The organism is Halolactibacillus sp. JCM 19043 (assembly GCF_001310395.1).
Taxonomy (GTDB): domain Bacteria; phylum Bacillota; class Bacilli; order Bacillales; family Amphibacillaceae; genus Halolactibacillus; species Halolactibacillus miurensis.
The window spans coordinates 13,168-30,963 of sequence record NZ_BAXD01000031.1 but is presented as its reverse complement, the minus strand read 5'-3'; the positions used below and the strand labels follow the sequence as shown (position 1 = coordinate 30,963).

At 40.7% G+C, this 17,796-nt stretch carries 16 protein-coding genes and 1 pseudogene; 10 read left to right on the top strand and 7 right to left on the bottom strand.

The window, feature by feature from the left end:
* The first annotated feature begins 242 nt into the window (after positions 1 to 242).
* The gene (locus JCM19043_RS12760) at positions 243 to 3,203 is read left to right on the top strand and encodes a hypothetical protein (protein ID WP_062323039.1); all 2,961 of its coding nucleotides are present in this window, start codon (positions 243 to 245) and stop codon (positions 3,201 to 3,203) included.
* 131 nt (positions 3,204 to 3,334) lie between these two features.
* Here JCM19043_RS12760 and JCM19043_RS12755 read toward each other — a convergent pair whose 3' ends face one another.
* Positions 3,335 to 4,480, bottom strand: a complete 1,146-nt coding sequence (locus tag JCM19043_RS12755; protein WP_062323037.1) for a PLP-dependent aspartate aminotransferase family protein — start codon at positions 4,478 to 4,480, stop codon at positions 3,335 to 3,337.
* Positions 4,481 to 4,764: 284 nt separating this feature from the next.
* Here JCM19043_RS12755 and JCM19043_RS12750 point away from each other — a divergent pair, with 284 nt between their 5' ends.
* Together JCM19043_RS12750 and JCM19043_RS16110 are read left to right on the top strand one after the other, a co-directional pair.
* Positions 4,765 to 5,523 carry an SDR family NAD(P)-dependent oxidoreductase gene (locus tag JCM19043_RS12750; protein ID WP_062323035.1) on the top strand — a complete coding sequence of 253 codons (759 nt, stop codon included), beginning with the start codon at positions 4,765 to 4,767 and terminating at the stop codon, positions 5,521 to 5,523.
* A gap of 69 nt (positions 5,524 to 5,592) precedes the next feature.
* A complete protein-coding gene (locus JCM19043_RS16110; RefSeq protein WP_082394561.1) occupies positions 5,593 to 5,721 on the top strand; it encodes a YjcZ family sporulation protein in 129 nt (42 codons plus the stop codon).
* A gap of 215 nt (positions 5,722 to 5,936) precedes the next feature.
* Here the strand turns inward: JCM19043_RS16110 and JCM19043_RS17800 are convergent, their stop codons facing one another.
* Entirely contained in the window at positions 5,937 to 6,110 is a 174-nt protein-coding gene (locus JCM19043_RS17800) for a hypothetical protein (protein ID WP_222594291.1), read from the bottom strand.
* Between the two features lie 43 nt (positions 6,111 to 6,153).
* Positions 6,154 to 6,981, bottom strand: coding sequence for an AraC family transcriptional regulator (locus JCM19043_RS12745; protein ID WP_231631549.1), 828 nt, complete (start codon positions 6,979 to 6,981; stop codon positions 6,154 to 6,156).
* A gap of 177 nt (positions 6,982 to 7,158) precedes the next feature.
* On the opposite strand from JCM19043_RS12745, the gene JCM19043_RS12740 reads away from it, so the two are divergent.
* The 4 genes and pseudogenes from JCM19043_RS12740 to JCM19043_RS12725 all read left to right on the top strand — a co-directional run bounded on the left by JCM19043_RS12740 (position 7,159) and on the right by JCM19043_RS12725 (position 11,402).
* Positions 7,159 to 9,423: a beta-L-arabinofuranosidase domain-containing protein gene (locus JCM19043_RS12740; RefSeq protein WP_062323041.1), complete on the top strand. Its 2,265-nt coding sequence runs from the start codon at positions 7,159 to 7,161 to the stop codon at positions 9,421 to 9,423.
* 172 nt (positions 9,424 to 9,595) lie between these two features.
* Positions 9,596 to 10,353 (top strand): annotated as a pseudogene (gene map / locus JCM19043_RS12735) (type I methionyl aminopeptidase).
* A 72-nt stretch (positions 10,354 to 10,425) separates the two neighbouring features.
* A complete protein-coding gene (locus tag JCM19043_RS12730) occupies positions 10,426 to 11,115 on the top strand; it encodes an AzlC family ABC transporter permease (RefSeq protein WP_062323031.1) in 690 nt (229 codons plus the stop codon).
* Positions 11,112 to 11,402 carry an AzlD domain-containing protein gene (locus JCM19043_RS12725; protein WP_062323029.1) on the top strand — a complete coding sequence of 97 codons (291 nt, stop codon included), beginning with the start codon at positions 11,112 to 11,114 and terminating at the stop codon, positions 11,400 to 11,402. The genes JCM19043_RS12730 and JCM19043_RS12725 overlap by 4 nt, the downstream gene beginning before the upstream one ends.
* Here JCM19043_RS12725 and JCM19043_RS18265 read toward each other — a convergent pair.
* Positions 11,387 to 11,878, bottom strand: a complete 492-nt coding sequence (locus JCM19043_RS18265; protein WP_255349970.1) for a cation diffusion facilitator family transporter — start codon at positions 11,876 to 11,878, stop codon at positions 11,387 to 11,389. The genes JCM19043_RS12725 and JCM19043_RS18265 overlap by 16 nt on opposite strands.
* A complete protein-coding gene (locus tag JCM19043_RS18260; RefSeq protein WP_255349969.1) occupies positions 11,815 to 12,201 on the bottom strand; it encodes a cation diffusion facilitator family transporter in 387 nt (128 codons plus the stop codon). Before JCM19043_RS18260 ends, JCM19043_RS18265 begins: the two co-directional genes overlap by 64 nt.
* Before the next feature lie 333 nt (positions 12,202 to 12,534).
* Here JCM19043_RS18260 and JCM19043_RS12715 point away from each other — a divergent pair, with 333 nt between their 5' ends.
* The 3 genes from JCM19043_RS12715 to fumC all read left to right on the top strand — a co-directional run bounded on the left by JCM19043_RS12715 (position 12,535) and on the right by fumC (position 15,238).
* Positions 12,535 to 12,777 (top strand): IDEAL domain-containing protein, encoded by a 243-nt coding sequence (locus JCM19043_RS12715; RefSeq protein ID WP_062323027.1) that lies wholly within the window; start codon positions 12,535 to 12,537, stop codon positions 12,775 to 12,777.
* A gap of 136 nt (positions 12,778 to 12,913) precedes the next feature.
* Positions 12,914 to 13,702, top strand: a complete 789-nt coding sequence (locus tag JCM19043_RS12710; RefSeq protein WP_062323025.1) for a D-alanyl-D-alanine carboxypeptidase family protein — start codon at positions 12,914 to 12,916, stop codon at positions 13,700 to 13,702.
* Between the two features lie 183 nt (positions 13,703 to 13,885).
* Positions 13,886 to 15,238 (top strand): class II fumarate hydratase, encoded by a 1,353-nt coding sequence (gene fumC / locus JCM19043_RS12705; RefSeq protein WP_062323023.1) that lies wholly within the window; start codon positions 13,886 to 13,888, stop codon positions 15,236 to 15,238.
* Between the two features lie 135 nt (positions 15,239 to 15,373).
* Here fumC and JCM19043_RS12700 read toward each other — a convergent pair whose 3' ends face one another.
* Together JCM19043_RS12700 and JCM19043_RS12695 are read right to left on the bottom strand one after the other, a co-directional pair.
* The gene (locus JCM19043_RS12700; protein WP_062323021.1) at positions 15,374 to 16,477 is read right to left on the bottom strand and encodes an ABC transporter ATP-binding protein; all 1,104 of its coding nucleotides are present in this window, start codon (positions 16,475 to 16,477) and stop codon (positions 15,374 to 15,376) included.
* 225 nt (positions 16,478 to 16,702) lie between these two features.
* On the bottom strand, positions 16,703 to 17,596 hold the full coding sequence (locus JCM19043_RS12695; protein WP_062323019.1) for a CdaR family transcriptional regulator: 894 nt from the start codon (positions 17,594 to 17,596) through the stop codon (positions 16,703 to 16,705).
* Positions 17,597 to 17,796: the final 200 nt, after the last annotated feature.

The following is a 17,796-nucleotide window of genomic DNA, read 5'->3' as shown; positions in this document are numbered from 1 at the left end:
CCCAAGCAAGTTGTGTTCCTGGGACACACTATTTTCCCAATATGCTTTAACAGATGTTGAGAAAATAGGTTTGCGGCGGTTGGAAAGTAGAAAAATCCATGCTTAGTTGAACGAGCATGGGTCGCCTTTAGGGTGTCCTTATGGAATCCCCTTCCTCAAACATTCGTGAGAATGTTAGGTGGGGGTAGTTCAATCAGCTAGTGACTCTATTATAATGAGAGAATTTCCGGAGGTTATAACATATGAAACAAAAATTAGCGCTCATTAGTGGCGTATTAGCGATTAGTTTACTTTTACCATTCTTATCACCGTTTAAGTTCAGTGCAAATCTTGATTCGGCTGATCGACACCAAGCATTTGAACAAGAATTATCCGTACGAGACGCGGTCTACTTAGGCTATCCTCAGATAATAAATGCCTACAGCAACAGCACCAATAAATTAACTGTACGCGAGGCGGTGTATGGTTACGGAATCTACCATGACAAAATGGATTATGAACCTTTTAATAATGAGACGACTTTCGCATTAGAAAATGATTTCCTAAAAGCTTCATTTTCTCCAGAAGTCGTATCGACTGATTACTCCCTACTCATGGCTTTTCAACAGGCAGCCCCTTATAACATTAAGAATGATCAAGGTGATTTCGTCATGAATAATGTCACCATGACACCTTTATCAAATCATTTAAGTTATTTCGCCGATATGTATGAACGAGATAACAGTGTTCAGGCGATTAACCGAGTTGACGTAAGTAACTTAATCGCTCGAATTAAACCAGGTCTTTCTAAAACACCGACACTCGTGTATTTAGAAGACGGGCAGTACCGGGAAGATTTTGAGACGAAAATTTATTATGACACTCAGACCGGTGAAATCATGTTCAATACCGAAAACAATGATTTGACGTTTTTATTTGTGGACAATGACCAACCAGTGTCTGAGTTTGTTTACTTCTCAGATACGCTCTATAACAAGTACTATAAAGATGTTGGTTCGAAAATCTTTGTGAACCAAATCGCGCCGATCGTGTTTAACTCAACAACAGTCAATAAAGCGATCCAAGTGAAAGACTTAATCTTTAATGACCAAGACATGTCGTTACAATTACCGACCTCTTATATGAATCCCACCCAGCGTGACGTCGTTGAATTACGGACGGATTTAAACAGTACTTACTCACCTAATGCCGATGTGACCGGAATAGGTCAGTCAGTAGATGTTAAGTTATTCGGTGGGACCGAAGTTGAAGTGACAGAAGAAGATGTGGTTAAAGATGAACGAGCGATGAACGAAATAACCCGTTTTTCAGCACCGCTTGTTTATTCCATGCCATTACCGGATAAAGAAGATGATGAAGAGTTTTACCTCTACCGTAATTATGAATACACAGCGAATGGCACAGAGTTCATTATTCGAGAGTACTATCCAGTGAATGATTATGACGATCAGGCGGATCATCCGACGCTATCGGCGGCGATTTACCACCCTGGTAACTATGTGTTTGTGAAAACAACGAAAGAACTTAAAACCATTATTGGACCGAATGGGTATGTTTATGAAGCGCCGGAAGAACCAGAGGAACCAACTGACCCTGAAAATCCTGGTAATCCAACCGATCCCGATGACCCGGAAGAACCAGTTCCATCGGAGTTGCTTATTATTGACAATGACAATTTAGATACCTATCAAATCGTCAATGGCGATATTTATACGTTTGATAAGAGTCACGTCATTATCTTAGATGAAGTGTTAACACAATTAACGTCAGGTAATCAGTTTAGAGCCTCACACAATGGGGTGGTCGTGAGTGTGCCTCATGCTTTAATGACGATGCCGCATTTTATGGGTGATCAATTTAACTATCAAGTAAAATCTTTAGCTGACAAGTCTGATTTCAATGGACTAAGACTAAGAAGTGCCGTTTATGACTTTACATTAAGTAACAGTCAAAATCTTTACTTGAACACGTTCCCAACGACGGAGAAAGTGTCAATGACATTTGATGTCGATCCAAATCAAATCGATAATCCAGATGGCTTAAAGTATGCGACAATTGCTAGAAACGGTGAGATTTATATTGAAGACATTAGTGATTACAGTCCATCAACCGAAACGGTAAGAATCGAGCCAAAACAAACAGGTAAATATGTCATTATCGAAGAGATTGTCGAATCAGACCCAACACCAGATGACTCTGACGATGATGATGCGACGGATGATGATACAACGAACGATGATGAAGATGATTATGAATATGAATCCAATGCAGTAGTCATTGAAAACATTAATTTACCGACGTATCAAGGTGGCGATGGAAACCTTTATACGAAAAATAAGAACAATATTTATGTGAATAATGATGTACTTGAACAATTAACAAATAATGAAACGTTAACAACAACGCATGATGAGGAACGCTTAACAGTAGAATTCCCGAATGCTTTATTGACGGATGATTTCTTTAAAAATAAAAAATTTAACTTTACCGTCGAAGAAAAACCAAATCAAGCCGGTTTTGATGTGTTTGATTTGAAGTCTAACATTTATCATTTGAATATTTTTAATACAGGTAATCGATATAATGGAAAGTTCCCCGCTCCGGTGACGTTGACATTTGATGTGGAGCCTACAACGATTAATAATCCTGATGGGTTGCGTTTCATTCGTTTAAGTCAAGAGGGGGCACTTTCTATCAATCCGATTGCTTCGTATGACGCATCAAGCAAAAAAGTTACGATTAAAACAGATACGTTTAGCTACTATGCGATTGCAGAAGTAGACGTCGTGGCTGATGTTGATCCAAATGAGGACCCAGACGATGACACAACAGGCGAGGACGATGATGCCTCAAACGATGATAATCAAACGAATGACGGTAGTAATGATGGAAATGGATCGACAGATGATGAGACACTTCCGGATACATCAGATGATGCAACGGATGATAATTCAAATTCAAACAATAATGACAATAATAACGGAAATGACTCGGATACAAATGCGAACGCTAATAACTCAAACTCAACTGGGAATGTGTCGGGTGAGAGCAATGATAATGGGTCTAATGATAATATATTAGGGGCCTTACCGAACACCGCAACCTTAATGTACAGCTTGATGGCGTTTGGATTATTGTTGATTGTCTCCAGTAGTTTGCTTTATGTCATCTCAAGAAAGAATAAGAAACAAGTAAAAGACTAAGATTAACGTCACAGTGCCCTTATAGAAAAAAGCTGCAAATAAACAATAGCCGTCCAACATGTCGTTGGACGGCTATTTATGTTGACACCTTATAGGTCATATCGTTCACCATGTAAGATCTAAGAAGTCGGCTAGGCGTGCTGACTGTTTGATAATGCCTCGGTGAAAGCTTGGATAATATCGTCACTATCTTCAATGCCAACAGAGATGCGTACTAATCCGGTGGTAATACCGAGCGATTGTTGCACATCTTCAGGTAAGGCACGGTGAGACGTTGTTTTCGGATAAGACACCGTTGTCTCAACGCCAGCTAACGTTGGGACAATCTTCACGAAACCGAGTGATTGGAAGAAAGTTTTGACATCAATCGTATCTTTTAAGTCAATGGTCACAATCGCGCCGTTTCCTTTCGGACTCGCTTGTTTTGGGTAATAGACAGTATGAATGTCTTCATGCGCGCTTAAGGCATCCGCAAGCTTTTGGGCGTTAGCGACTTGCTTTTCCATTCGTAAGGCAAGTGTTTTTACCCCGCGGACAGTAAGCCAGGCTTCCATTGGCGCAAGTGTTGGGCCTAAGTGGATCGCTTTAGTGCGGGCTTTTTTAATCAAATCCTCATCACCAACGACTACTCCTGCGGTGACATCACTATGACCCCCTAAGTATTTTGTCGCGCTATGTACGACTAAGTTCACACCTTGGTCGTAAGGCGTGATTAAGTACGGTGTCGCAAAGGTGTTATCGACCATCGTTTTTAAGTTATGCTTCTGACTTAACGCAACAATCGCCGTTAAATCTTCTACGTAAAGAAGCGGATTGGTAATGGATTCGGTGTACACTAATTTGGTGTTTGGTTTGATTTCTTTTGCGACGGCATCCAAGTCTTTAAAGTCAACGAATGAGAGTTCAATCCCAAACGAAGTAAGTTCCGTTTCGAATAATTCATAAGTACCGCCGTAAATATCCGTTGATGCTAAAATATGGTCCCCTGCCTGACAGACAGATAAGACACCAACTAAGATGGCCGCGAGTCCTGATGCTGCGCTGACGCCTGCCGGGGCATTTTCAAGTTGACTAACGACATGCGCTAATTCATCTGGATTAGGATTTCCGACCCGAGAATACAAATAGTCCTTCTCACCGTTATAGAACGCTTCGACGTCGTCTAAGTCTTTAAATGAAAAAGCACTCGTTTGATAAATAGGTGTGACTTTACTATTATGTGGTTGGTGTTTGGCTGTTTTAAAATGAACGGTTTTTGTATTAAATGATTGAGACACAGTGGATTCCCCCTTTAGATATACTCTATACTTTACGCCAAATACGACCTATTTATCAAGTGTTTTGTATGAAAAGTAAGAGAATTCTGACAAAACCTCACATCAGCTGTCATGTTTTTTGTTCATCTGAAGTTTCATACGTTTTTTTGTCTTATGAATCCGCTTGATTTAAGTGAAGGGATGGAGAGTAGACGTTTTAAAACGCTCCAATTTACGCTATAATTAAAACTATAAATGAAACAGATTAATCAACGTAAAATTAACAATGATCGGGAGGAATGAATGTGAATTATGCGATTATTACAGGAGCTTCAAAAGGTTTAGGGGAAACCTTAGCCCGCCGATTTTTAGATGAGGGTGTATCCGTTGTGGGCATCAGTCGATCGATCAACAAACAGTTACTTACCTATAGTGAATCAACGGAAGCGTCATTCTATTCATACAGCTGTGATTTATCGGCAGTCGATGAGTTAGAAGATACGTGTGATCAAATTAAAACACTGGTCTTTAAAAAAGATACCGAGAAAGTCTATCTCATTAATAATGCGGCGACGGTGAATCCAATTGATGTGAGCGCTAATCACACGAGAGAAGCGATTGAAAAACACGTGAACCTGAATCTGACGGCACCCATGTTTACCACTTCACGTCTCCTACATGACGCCAAAAAATATCAGACGAAAGTGATTCTAGCTAATATCTCTTCAGGTGCAGCTCAACGATCAACGTATGGTTGGAGCTTATACGGTGCAACGAAAGCCGCGATTAATCGCTATACAGAAACGGTCGCTTTAGAAGTGGATGAATTAGATGAACAACATAAAATTATTCTCTTTGACCCGAGTATTATGGATACATCCATGCAAAGGGATATTAGAAGCACATCAAAAGCACAATTTAAAGATGTTGATCAATTTAAAGAATATAAACAAGAAAATGCCTTAAGAAGTCCGGAAACGGTAGGCAATGTGTTAGTTGATTTACTTCTAGATGAACAAGCATTAATAAATGGTCATTATTACAGCATTCACGACTTTGTCTAAAAGAGTCAATAACCCAGTCCAAAACCTGTTACTTTCATACACTATTTATGTAAGTAGGAGGTGAAAGATATGGGCTGTCATGAGAAATGTTGTGATCAAGGATATGATAAGTGTCAATCACCACAATTCAGTTTACTTGTTGTCCTATTCATCTTACTTATCATTATTGGGGCATCAATGGCGACACCTTACTTTTGATAGGTAAGAGAGAGTAAGAAAAATACGTTTGTTTATGAAGAGTCAGTTTGATCCTGATTCTTCTTTTTTTCTTTGTGTGAGTGACTTTGAATGAAGTATATATTTAAAAGGAATGAGTGAAGTGGACCAAGAGAGTTGTTACCGTCGTTTCATCAGTAATCTCCTTTATAATCTTTGATTTAGAGGGAGAGGTTTACCAGAAACTGATATTAATTTCAGTGACCAACAACCACATCCTCATGATTATGCTGCGGGACAGAGAACATAAAAGAAAAAGTATCCGCGCCTGTATAAACAGGATCAAACCGATTGAGATGAAAGGTTGGCTTCCCTGACTCAGAACTTGTCGCGTGAAGAAAAAAGACAATGAATGAAACGAAGTTAAGCATTAAACAAGCGATGATCTCTATCCTCACTTGTTTAATGCTTGTTTTAATTTAACTGTTGTTTGATGTACTGTTTAGGTGAAGTGCCAGTCACTTGTTTAAATACTCGACTAAAATAGTAAGGATTCGCAAACTGTAGGCGTTCACTTGCTTCTGTGACGTTCAGTCCTTCATAGCGAAACAATTTAATCGCTTGTTCAATTAGATAGTTGTTTTTTGCTTGTTGAATGGTTTGCCCTGTCGTTTGTTTAAAGACAGTCGAAATATAACTGTAATTTAAATGCAAGGTGGAACTAAATATCTCTCCTGTTGCCTTACCGCGTGTGTCTTCAATAAGTTCGTAAACGCGGTCGATGAGAGGATAGGCGTTTGAGTTTGATTTTTGGTTCAACAAGTAAAGCTCATACAATAATTGATAAGCATCGATCGATTGCTTCACGCTCCCGTCCCGTTTTGAGGCGAGTATCTGATCAAATAAATCTGTGAGGATATACCTGTGTTTGACCTGTCCTGTTTTAGGTAAGGTAAGGTGTTTATCATAATATCTTAGTGGCGTAATAAAAGATGCTCGCTCTAGTTCTAAAGCTGTTTGTTTTAAATCCGAGTGTTTATAGAAATGAAGATAATACCACGAGGTACCAGCGTCAAATGGTTGCTTACCAAAATGCGTGTGATTCGCATGTAAGAAAAGATAGTCACCCGCATTTAAGCGATAGTCCGTCCCTTCTTCTGTCACGTAAATCGTCCCTGAGGTAACGAAAATAAAGACATGAATGTGCTCGAGTGTTCTCGATAGGTGAGTAAAGGTCCCGCTTTCGTCTGTTAGAAAACCCGCTTCACTTACTAATGGTAGTTCATTGGCATTTAATCTCACTTGTAACAACGGTCTCACTCCTTTTGTTTTAGTATATCAAATTAACCTAAAATAAAGATAGGTTAATCAAAAGAATGGGTATGGAAATCGTGATGTCTTCACGCCATACTAAAAGAAAGTTTAAGAGGAAAGTCGAATAGAAGGTACATAAGGTTATGAACAGAAAGGGAGATGACTGTGTTAAACGTACAATTAACAGAAGGACTATTTAAAACGAGTCAAGAGACAGGTGAACAATTTTTACTTGATCTAGATGTTGATCGCTTACTTGCTCCGTGTTATATCGCACTAGGCTTAGAGCCTAAGAAAACGCGCTACGGTGGTTGGGAGTCGATGGAGATTGCCGGGCATTCACTGGGGCACTATTTATCAGCAACAAGTATTATGTACCAAACGACGAAACAGGAAGAACTAAAGACGCGGATTGATTATATCGTGATGGAGCTAGCGGATTTACAAGACGTATCTGGCGATGGCTACATCAGTGGATTTAAGCGCGATTGTTTTGATGAAGTATTTTCAGGTAATTTCCGCGTAGAACCTTTCTCATTAGGCGGGTCATGGGTGCCGTGGTACAGCATTCATAAAATATTTCAAGGACTAATAGATGTGTATGAATTTACTGGTTTGAACTTAGCGAAAGACGTCTTGTATCGACTATCAGATTGGGCAGAGACAGGGCTAAGATCATTATCGGATGATGCTTTTCAGCGCATGTTAATCTGTGAATTTGGCGGCATGAATGACGTCTTTGCGTCTGTCTATTTACTGACAAAAGACGCGCGATTTTTAACGCTAGCCGAACGATTCCAACATGAAGCGATACTCTCGCCACTCAGTCAAGGCATCGATCATTTAGCTGGTAAACATGCCAATACCCAGATTCCAAAAATTCTTGGAACGGCTAAGCTCTATCAAATTACCGGGAAACAAGCGTATAAAGATACCGTGATGTTTTTCTATCATGAAGTGATTAAAAACCGTAGTTACGTCATCGGGGGCAATAGTATCGGTGAACACTTTGGACCGTCTAAAACCGAACCTCTTGGCATTTTAACGACGGAAACGTGTAACACGTATAATATGATGAAGCTAGCGTCGATGATCTTTGCGTGGGATCAACAGTCGACCTACTATGATTATTATGAACGGGCGCTGTTTAATCATATTTTGGCGTCACAAGACCCAGAGACAGGTGGGAAAACATACTTCGTCCCAACGGAACCAGGGCACTTTAAAGTTTATTGTGATCAAGAGGAAAGCTTTTGGTGTTGTACTGGAACGGGAATGGAAAACCCCGCCCGTTATGGGACGGATATTTTCAGGCACATGGATGACACGCTTTACGTGCAACTGTTTATTAACGCAGTCGTCACACTAGAAGATCAAGCGATTCAGTTTCAGCAACAGACTGAGTTTCCGTACAATGATAAAATGACTTTGACCGTCACCCGTGGGGATGCGGTCGCAGTCGATGTAAGGGTAAGAAAGCCGTCCTGGATACAGGGACCGATGAACGTCATGCTAAACGGTGAGGTTATCTATCCGAAAGAACAAGCGGGTTACTTTATCATTGACCGAACGTGGTATGAAGGGGATGCGCTGAGTTGGGTTACGCCGATGGACGTGCATCTTTATCACAATAAAGAAAACAACCGGCAATATGTATATATGTATGGCCCACTCGCTCTCGCTGCCGCATTAGGGCGTGACAATTATCCAGAAGCAGATGTCGTCGGTGATCATCAAGTGCACAATCATCACCCATTGATTCATGTCCCTCCGCTTATTAGTGACCAAGCGCCGTTAGACTTGATTCATTGTGTAGATAAAGAGACACTGACCTTTCAGTCATTACCTATCGTTGGAGAAGGAAAGGACGTCTTTACCTTTAAGCCGTTCTTTACGGTTCATCATGAGCGCTATACGTTATATGTGACGGTGTTAAAACCAGAAGATTATACAGAACAGATAAACAAAGCCGAGCGAGATAAGTTAGCTCTTATCAATCGAACGGTTGATGTTGTCGCACCGGGTGAACAACAACCAGAAACCGATCACAAACTGACACACGAAAATTCACGTACCGGTTATCTAGCGAGTGTTGACAAACATTGGCGCGACTGTGTTGATCAAGGGTTCATTCAATATCAGATGAAAGCGATAGATGTCCCGCTCATTTTAAGCGTCACATACTTTGGTAGTGATGATACGATTACAATAGAAAAAGAGACCTACCCGAGGTTATTTGACATTTTAGTAGAAGGTGTCGTGATTCAAACAGAACAGTTACAGTCAGGACGACCTGGACAATTGTTTACGCGTGATTATTCGGTCCCAAGCGCGTTAACAAGAGGAAAACAGATGATTACTGTGACCTTTAAAGCACGTGAGAAAACCGTTGCCGGCGGTTTTTATGGTGTACGATTGTTAAAGGCTTGAAAATGACAAACAAAAGATAATTTTTCATAACAAGAGACGTTACGTCATAACAATGAAACAAGTGCCATTGATCTGGACTTGTTTCATTTTCTTTTTTAATCCCCGTGTTTTTTGTTCCCCGTTCTAACGGGAAATATGTTATAGTATGTTAGGAAGAAAGGGGAAGAAGCGAATGATTCAACGTAAAAGTAAACGAGAAATTGATATGATGGTTGAAGCTGGGAAACTCCTAGCAAAGTTGCATAAAGAGATTGCAAAAATGATGAAACCAGGTGTCACGACGATGGAAGTGGACCGGTTTGTAGAGAAGTATCTAGCCGAGCGCGGCGCAACGGCTGAACAAAAAGGCTACCAAGGATATGAATACGCGACATGTGCTTCAATTAATGATGAAATTTGCCACGGGTTCCCACGTGAAGATGTGCTCACTCAAGGCGATATTGTCACGATTGATATGGTCGTTAAATATAAAGGCGGCCTAGCGGATTCTGCCTGGACGTATGTGATTGGTGAAGCGGATGAAAAAACACAAAAGTTACTTGATGTGACGAAAAAATCACTGTACTTAGGGATCGAACAAGCAAAAGTCGGTAACCGCATTGGTGACATTGGCCATGCGATTCAAACGTATGCGGAAAAAGAAGGCTATAGTGTTGTACGTGACTTTACTGGACACGGTATTGGTCCAACGATTCACGAAGAACCACACATCCCTCATTACGGTTTACCGAATAAGGCGCCCGTTTAAAAGAAGGTATGGCGATTACCATCGAACCGATGTTAAATGAAGGCCAGTGGCAAATGCAGATGGATGATAATGGTTGGACGGCAAGAACGATTGATGGTTCACGTTCAGCTCAGTATGAACATACGATTATTATCACTAAAGACGGTCCACTCATTTTGACTGAACAAGATGACGTCGAATAAGACGTATTAGCTAGCCCAAGTGGCTAGCTGTTTTTTATAGAGATATAAGAGCAAAGGCAAGGGGGAAAGAGAATGAGACGACATCCAGTAGTCGAAGGTTTAATGACGGCGGCACCGATTATGATTGGGTATTTACCCATCGCGCTCGCCTACGGTGTACTTGCTAACCAAGCGGGGCTCAGTTTGGTTGAGTTAACATCCATGAGTGCGTTAGTGTTTGGAGGGGCCAGTCAGTTTATGATCCTTAATATGATGCTTGTACAGGCGACTTACATCGAGTTAGTGTTGGCCACGTTTGTGCTTAACTTTCGGCACTTCATTATGTCACTGTCGATGAGTCACCGGTTAAGGACGTTTAAGTTAAAAGATAAAGCGGTCTTAGGGGCGCTCATGACCGATGAATCGTTTTCGGTCCTCAGTGTATTGAATAAGGATAAACAAACACCCGTAAGTTTTTACATCACGTTACATATTGCTGGTTACTTCGCTTGGGTAACGGGGTCGTTACTCGGGGGTGTCATTGGGACATTTATTCCTGACACACTCGGCCAAAGTTTTGGGATTAGTTTATATGCGATGTTTATTGCACTGTTGTTACCGTCTGTTAAAAAAGAGTGGCGTTACGGCGCGATCGCCGTCTTAGCGATGATAGTTAACTACTTACTCACGCCCGTAGCTTCAGAAGGTATTCGGATTGTTGTCGCAACGTTACTCGCTAGTTTAGTTGGCGTGATGATTAGAAGCAAAGAGGTGATGGTATGAGTCTGTTGCTGTTATTGTCATTATGGTTAGTCACCATAGTGCCGCGCATCTTACCACCGTTTATTGTGGATAAGGTTAGCGTGCCACCCCTTGTCGGAGAGTTTTTAAATGTGATTCCTTACGCTACACTAGGGGCCTTAATATTTCCTGGTATCATTCAGGCGATTCCAAACGAACCAGGGATTAGCCTCATCGGCGGAGCGGTAGCGGTTGTGTTGTCTTTAGTCCGCGTGCCGCTCGTCTTGGTGGTGCTTGCGTCGGTTTCGGTTGTTTATGTGTTGCTGTAGGGTTCCACGTGAATGGTCACATATTCAATCCCGAGCTGGTCATAGAGTAAACTTTCAATCCGATCAGTTATATCATGACCAGCTCGTACCGTCATATCAGGATCAACATAAACAATCATATCAATCATGACTTGGTTACCGACGGTACGTCCACGAATATCTGAGACGTGTTTTGTACCAGGATCTAGTAAGGTGAGTTGTTTAATCTTTTTAATCATCTCCGGATCAAAGCCGTCCGAGAGTGTATGTGAAGCGTGACTAAACGTCTGATAGGCGGTATAAAAGATTAAGATACCAACGAATAGCCCTAACACCGAGTCCAACCAGTAAAGACCGAAATATGTTCCGATGATACCAAAGGCTGCAGCAAAACTAATCAAACTATCGGCCCGGTTATCAAGACTCGCAGCTTTTAAAGCATGACTATTGATTTTCCGTGCGAGTGTGTTGTTATATTTATAGACGAAAAATAGCACGATTCCACTGACACTGCGGTCCAAAAAGCGAGTAGACCTGGCTCGGGATAATTTTTATTCATGAAGTTGGTCACTGCTTGTGTCATGACTTGAATACTGACCGATACCATAATAAAAGAAGCGATGAGACTCGCGATCATCTCGGCTCTCGCATGGCCATAGCGATGATTATGATCCGCTGGTTTAATCGCAATCCGCAGACCAATTAAAACAACGATGGAACTTAACACATCGGTTGAGTTGTTTAGACCATCGGCTCTTAAGGCGTGTGAGTCAGCTATGAAACTGACTGAGAGCTTGGCAATGCTGAGAATAATATACACAATAATTGAGAGGGTAGCCCCGCGGCTACTTTTTTAAATGATTGATCCATCAGGTGTCCTTCTTTCTAAACAGTCTATCTACTAAAGATAGCAAATAAATTCAAGTGGGTCTAGAGCAACAGTTAAAGCACGTTGCCACTTATTTAAAGTAATGAAACAAAGTTGCCTTTGGTCACCTTTTAACTTTTGTATCATAGACTAGAAAGAAGAAAGCTATACGTTAAAGACGGGCTGTTGAATTTCCGTTGGTTATGTGTTTAAAGAATATCCAGAAGGGTATATATTATTAAAATTACTAACGTCTGATTGAAAGATGAAAAGGAGTTGAAATCGATGAAAAAGCAAAAGGTTTGTTTTACGTTACGTCGTTATAACCATGGGTATGCGAAATACATTATCGCCAAGCGTGATTATTCTTTTGAAGATGCGCTTATGGCTACGTTGTTATTAGATGAGTTAGCTTTTCATCGAAATAAACAATCGATTGATCAGGCGATAGATGAAGCGATTCAGGCTGGAGATGAAGCAACCTTTAACCAGTTAGCTCAAGCATACCGGCATTATTACCTTGATTAATGCCACTGCTTAAACATTCTATAATGAAAAAGAACCGAACGCGATTTGTTCGGTTCTTTGTTGCGTATTTTTCATAGAGACAGGCATAAATGAATTGTGTTACACTGATGAAAGAGAAAAAAAGAGGTGGACGTATATGAAAAAGTTTGTTGTCGTTCTGTTTATTCTCCTCGTATTAGTAGGATGTACAGAAACTAACGTATTAAAAGGGACAATGGCCGATAAGCGCCTAGGTGCCGCTTTGCTTGCTAAAAAACCATTTGAGATCGAAAAGAATGAGCCTGATTATAATACCGCAGGAATAAATCCTGAAACTGGTCTCTATATAGTCGATAACGAAACATCGATGCTGGTTTATGTGAATAAGTACCGGGAGTTACCTGAAGGTTATACACCACCGGATTTAACAGAACCGGATGTCTTACATTACTCACCAGTGGGTGATAACCGCCGCCTTTTACGAAAAGAAGCATCCGAGGCTTTAGTGTCATTATTTGAAGCGGCTGAAACTGACGGACTAACGTTAGTGGCTGTATCTGGTTACCGTTCTTATGAGCGCCAACAAGCGATTTATGCAAGTAATGTCGCGAGTAAAGGACAAGCCCATGCGGATCAGTTTTCTGCCAAACCAGGGACAAGTGAACACCAAACGGGTCTCGCGATGGATGTCACAGTCCAAGGAAATGACGATGTGTTACTCAGTCAATCATTTGGTGAGACAGAGGCAGGACAATATATCAAAGAAAATGCCTATCAATATGGCTTTATTATTCGTTATCCAGAAGGCAAAGAAACGATCACCGGGTATAGTTATGAGCCGTGGCATTTACGTTACGTCGGTAAAGACGTCGCAACGGAAATTTATCTGAATGAATGGACGCTTGAAGAATATTTTGGTTTTGATTATCCAGGTCGTGAACGCTAAGTCACTGCCTGGTTTTTTGTGCTATAATATGACTCTAGAAGACAAATAATTCTGTCAACAAGACAGAAAAAACTAAGACAATATAACCTATAGAAAACATGAGTCTAGAAAACAAAACGGACAAATGAAACAGACAAACGAAACATAAAAGTGCGAGTCAATCAACAAAAGGAGTGATCAAAGATGAGAAAAGTATATGATGCTTTTGGGGAGATGGAAGTGAGTGATGACGTGTATTACGGTGCACAGACGAAAAGAAGTTTAGAAAATTTCCCCATCGGTTCTGAAACGATGCCGAAACGATTAATTGAAGCGTTCGTCATGTTAAAACGTGCGGCCGCAAAAGCAAATCACACGTTAGGTGTACTGCCTAAGGAAACGAGTGAACGTATTGTTAAAGCGAGTGACGAGTGGTTACACCAGCCAGATTATCAACATTTCCCGCTGGTTGTTTGGCAAACAGGTTCGGGTACGCAGACAAATATGAATGTAAATGAGGTGTTAAGCTTCCTTGCTTCAGACGAAACAAACACATTGCACCCAAATGATGATGTTAACCGTTCCCAAAGTTCAAATGATACTTTTCCAACCGCGATGCATGTTGCTACGGCTGTAGCGGTTACTGATCAACTCTTTCCAGCCTTACATCGGTTGATTAAAACAGTAGAGGAAAAACAAGCGCGCTATCAATCAGTCGTCAAGATTGGTCGAACCCACCTACAAGATGCGACACCGCTGACGGTAGGGCAAGAACTCAGTGGTTATTTAGCGATGCTTGAAAAGACAGAACATATGTTACTTCAAGACATGGATGAATGTTTTGAACTGGCGATTGGCGGAACAGCAGTTGGAACAGGACTCAATGCACCAGGTGGCTTTGGTGAAGAAGTAGCACATGAACTGTCGCGATATACGGGGTTACCGTTTCGAAAGACCGATAATCACTTCCATGGCTTAACCAGTCATGATCAACTTGTCCGGTTCCACGGAACAATAAAATCGCTTGCCATGGACCTCTTTAAAATGGGGAATGATTTACGTTACCTTGCGAGCGGGCCACGTGCTGGGTACGGTGAGTATACGCTACCTGCTAATGAACCAGGGAGTTCAATTATGCCGGGGAAAGTGAATCCGACCCAAATTGAAGCATTGACGATGGTCTGTAGCCAAGTGTTAGGGAATGATACGACGATTAGTTTTGCGGCGAGTCAAGGACAGTTTCAGCTGAACGTATTTAAACCGGTGATTATTTATAACGTCCTCCAATCCATTGAGCTATTGAGTGATGCGATGGATAGCTTTAATTTGCGTTGTTTATCTGGGCTAGAAATAAATGAAGATGTAATTAAAGAAAAGGTCAATCAATCACTCATGTTAGTCACGGCACTTAATCCACACATCGGCTATGATAAAGCAAGTGAGATCGCAAAATATGCGCATCAACACGAGACGGATTTAAAAACAGCCGCAGTGACGTTAGGGCATGTAACGGCGGATCAATTTGATGCATGGGTTAAGCCAGATCAAATGATTTAATGTCGTCATCTATTAGTTTCAGTTAAAATGTAGCGTTAATTAGCCCAAATTTAGTGGCAATCGATTTACGTTAAAAACATGAAAGAAGGCGACTCCAAAGGAGTCGCCTCTTCATGTATATAAGGGGGTATACACTTATTTAATACGTAATTCTGAATCTTTGTCGAAGAAGTGGCACTTGTGCATATCAAATGCTAATTTAAGTGACTCACCACCATGAATATCTGTACGTGAATCAACACGTGCAACAAAGTCTTGTTCATCTAATTTAGAGTATAGGTAAGATTCAGAACCCATTAATTCAGCTACTTCAATTTCAGCTGTTAATGTTGAACCTGGGTTAGCATCTACAAATACTGGCTCATCATGAATATCTTCAGGACGTACACCTAGAATAAGTTCTTTACCGACGTAGTTTTGGTCACGAAGAACTTTCATTTTTCCTTCTGGTACTTCGATTAATGTCTTAGGAGATACACGGAAACCGTTCTCTTCTAATGAACCATGGAAGAAGTTCATCGCAGGTGATCCAATGAATCCACCAACGAAGACGTTGTTTGGCTTGTCATATACTTCTTTAGGTGCACCCACTTGTTGGATGACGCCGTCTTTAAGTACAACAAGGCGAGTTGCCATTGTCATCGCTTCTGTCTGGTCGTGTGTAACATAAATCGTTGTTGTTTGAAGACGTTGGTGTAATTTTTGGATTTCCGCACGCATCTGAACACGCAATTTCGCATCAAGGTTTGATAACGGCTCATCCATTGAGAATACTTTCGCGTCACGTACAATCGCACGACCTAATGCCACACGTTGACGCTGACCACCTGAAAGTGCTTTTGGTTTACGGTCTAAGTAAGGTTCTAGACCTAAGATTTGTGCGGCGTTTTTAACACGACGATCAATTTCGTCTTTTTTGAACTTACGTAATTTAAGACCGAATGCCATGTTGTCATAAACATTCATGTGTGGGTATAACGCGTAGTTTTGGAATACCATCGCGATGTCACGGTCTTTTGGTGCTACGTCGTTCATTAGTTTATCATCGATGTAGAATTCACCCGCTGAGATTTCTTCAAGACCAGCGATCATACGAAGTGTCGTTGATTTACCACAACCAGATGGACCAACGAATACGATAAATTCTTTGTCTTTAATTTCTAGGTTAAAGTCGTCTACTGCTTTAACACCGTCTTTTTCGTAAATTTTATCAATATGTCTTAAGCTTAATTCTGCCATTGTAAAAGTTCCTCCTTAAATGTTTGAAAGCGTTTTTATTTGATGACCTAAGTCTACAAAAAATAACGTCAATCGTAAATGGACAACGTGCACAAAGAAAAAAACGACAAGTTGTGCAACGCTTACATCGTGGCGGATTAAAGGGAAGTATATGAGGTGAAACCCTCTATATATCAAGGGTTTCGTCATATGGCACAAAAAAAGATCTAGCGTTTGGCAAAGTGCCTAAGCTAGATCGATTTGACGTTTGAGTAGGAGAACTAAGTAAACCGCAATCGCTCCTTCGAACTGTTTGACATCGACTTCTGTCTTTTCAACAAACTTATCAATCCGGTACTGTAAACTGTTTCGATGCATATACATTTCTTTAGCGGCCAGTGAAGCATTGGAATTCGCTTCTAAGAAGGTTTGAATCGTATGAAGTAGGTCTTCGTCTTTCATTGTTGATTTTAAAATCGATTCAATTAGAAACATTAAGGCTGCGGTATCTTTCATGACGGTCATTAAGTAAGGGACAGCTGAGACGTAAGTCATCACTGGTTTTGTATTAAAGTGCTGAATATGGTGGAATTGTTGATCCATCCATGTATGGTAGTCATGCGCTTTAGATAAGTCACGCAAATACGGTCCAATAAAGAATTTGACATCGATAAAGAAATCACTTGTAAATACTTCTACCATCTCAAAAAATGTCACCGCATCTTCTTCATCAGGTCGTTCTTCTTCAATAATGACACCGTGTTTTTGGCTTGAAAACAAAATGACCGGCTTATATGAATACATGCCGTATACAGCTTCTCTAAAGTCATTTGGGTCACCTGGTGCCTCAGAAAGTGAAAAATAGATGAAGCGATATTCTTTTGGCGCTGTGTGAATAAAATTCGTGCCTTCAAAAATCCAATCGTACCAAGATTGTTCGCGTTCAGTTACGGGTGGGTAAGCCCCGTGGTAAGGTGTTAGTAAAAGATCAAGTAAATCATGTTCTTTTTCTTTAATCTCATCTTCTAATATGCCGAGTAATTGATTGTCTGGGGTCATAAACCAACGGTACAGTCCTTTACTTTGGGATTCTTCTTCTGTAATAAGACTTGGATATAGGGTTTTTAATCGTTTAATCATCTAAATAATCCTTTCTTTCTACAATGGTAAACAAACGTCTCGTTCATTGATTGTCGTAATGTACGACAGAGAAAAAACGTCGTCGTTTTAGAAACTTTATTGTGATATCTTTCTCATTATAACAAAAACGGTTGAGAAGAGGGAACCAATCATTAGAAAAGATTGGATTTAATTAAAATGACCCACCATTAGTCCTGAAA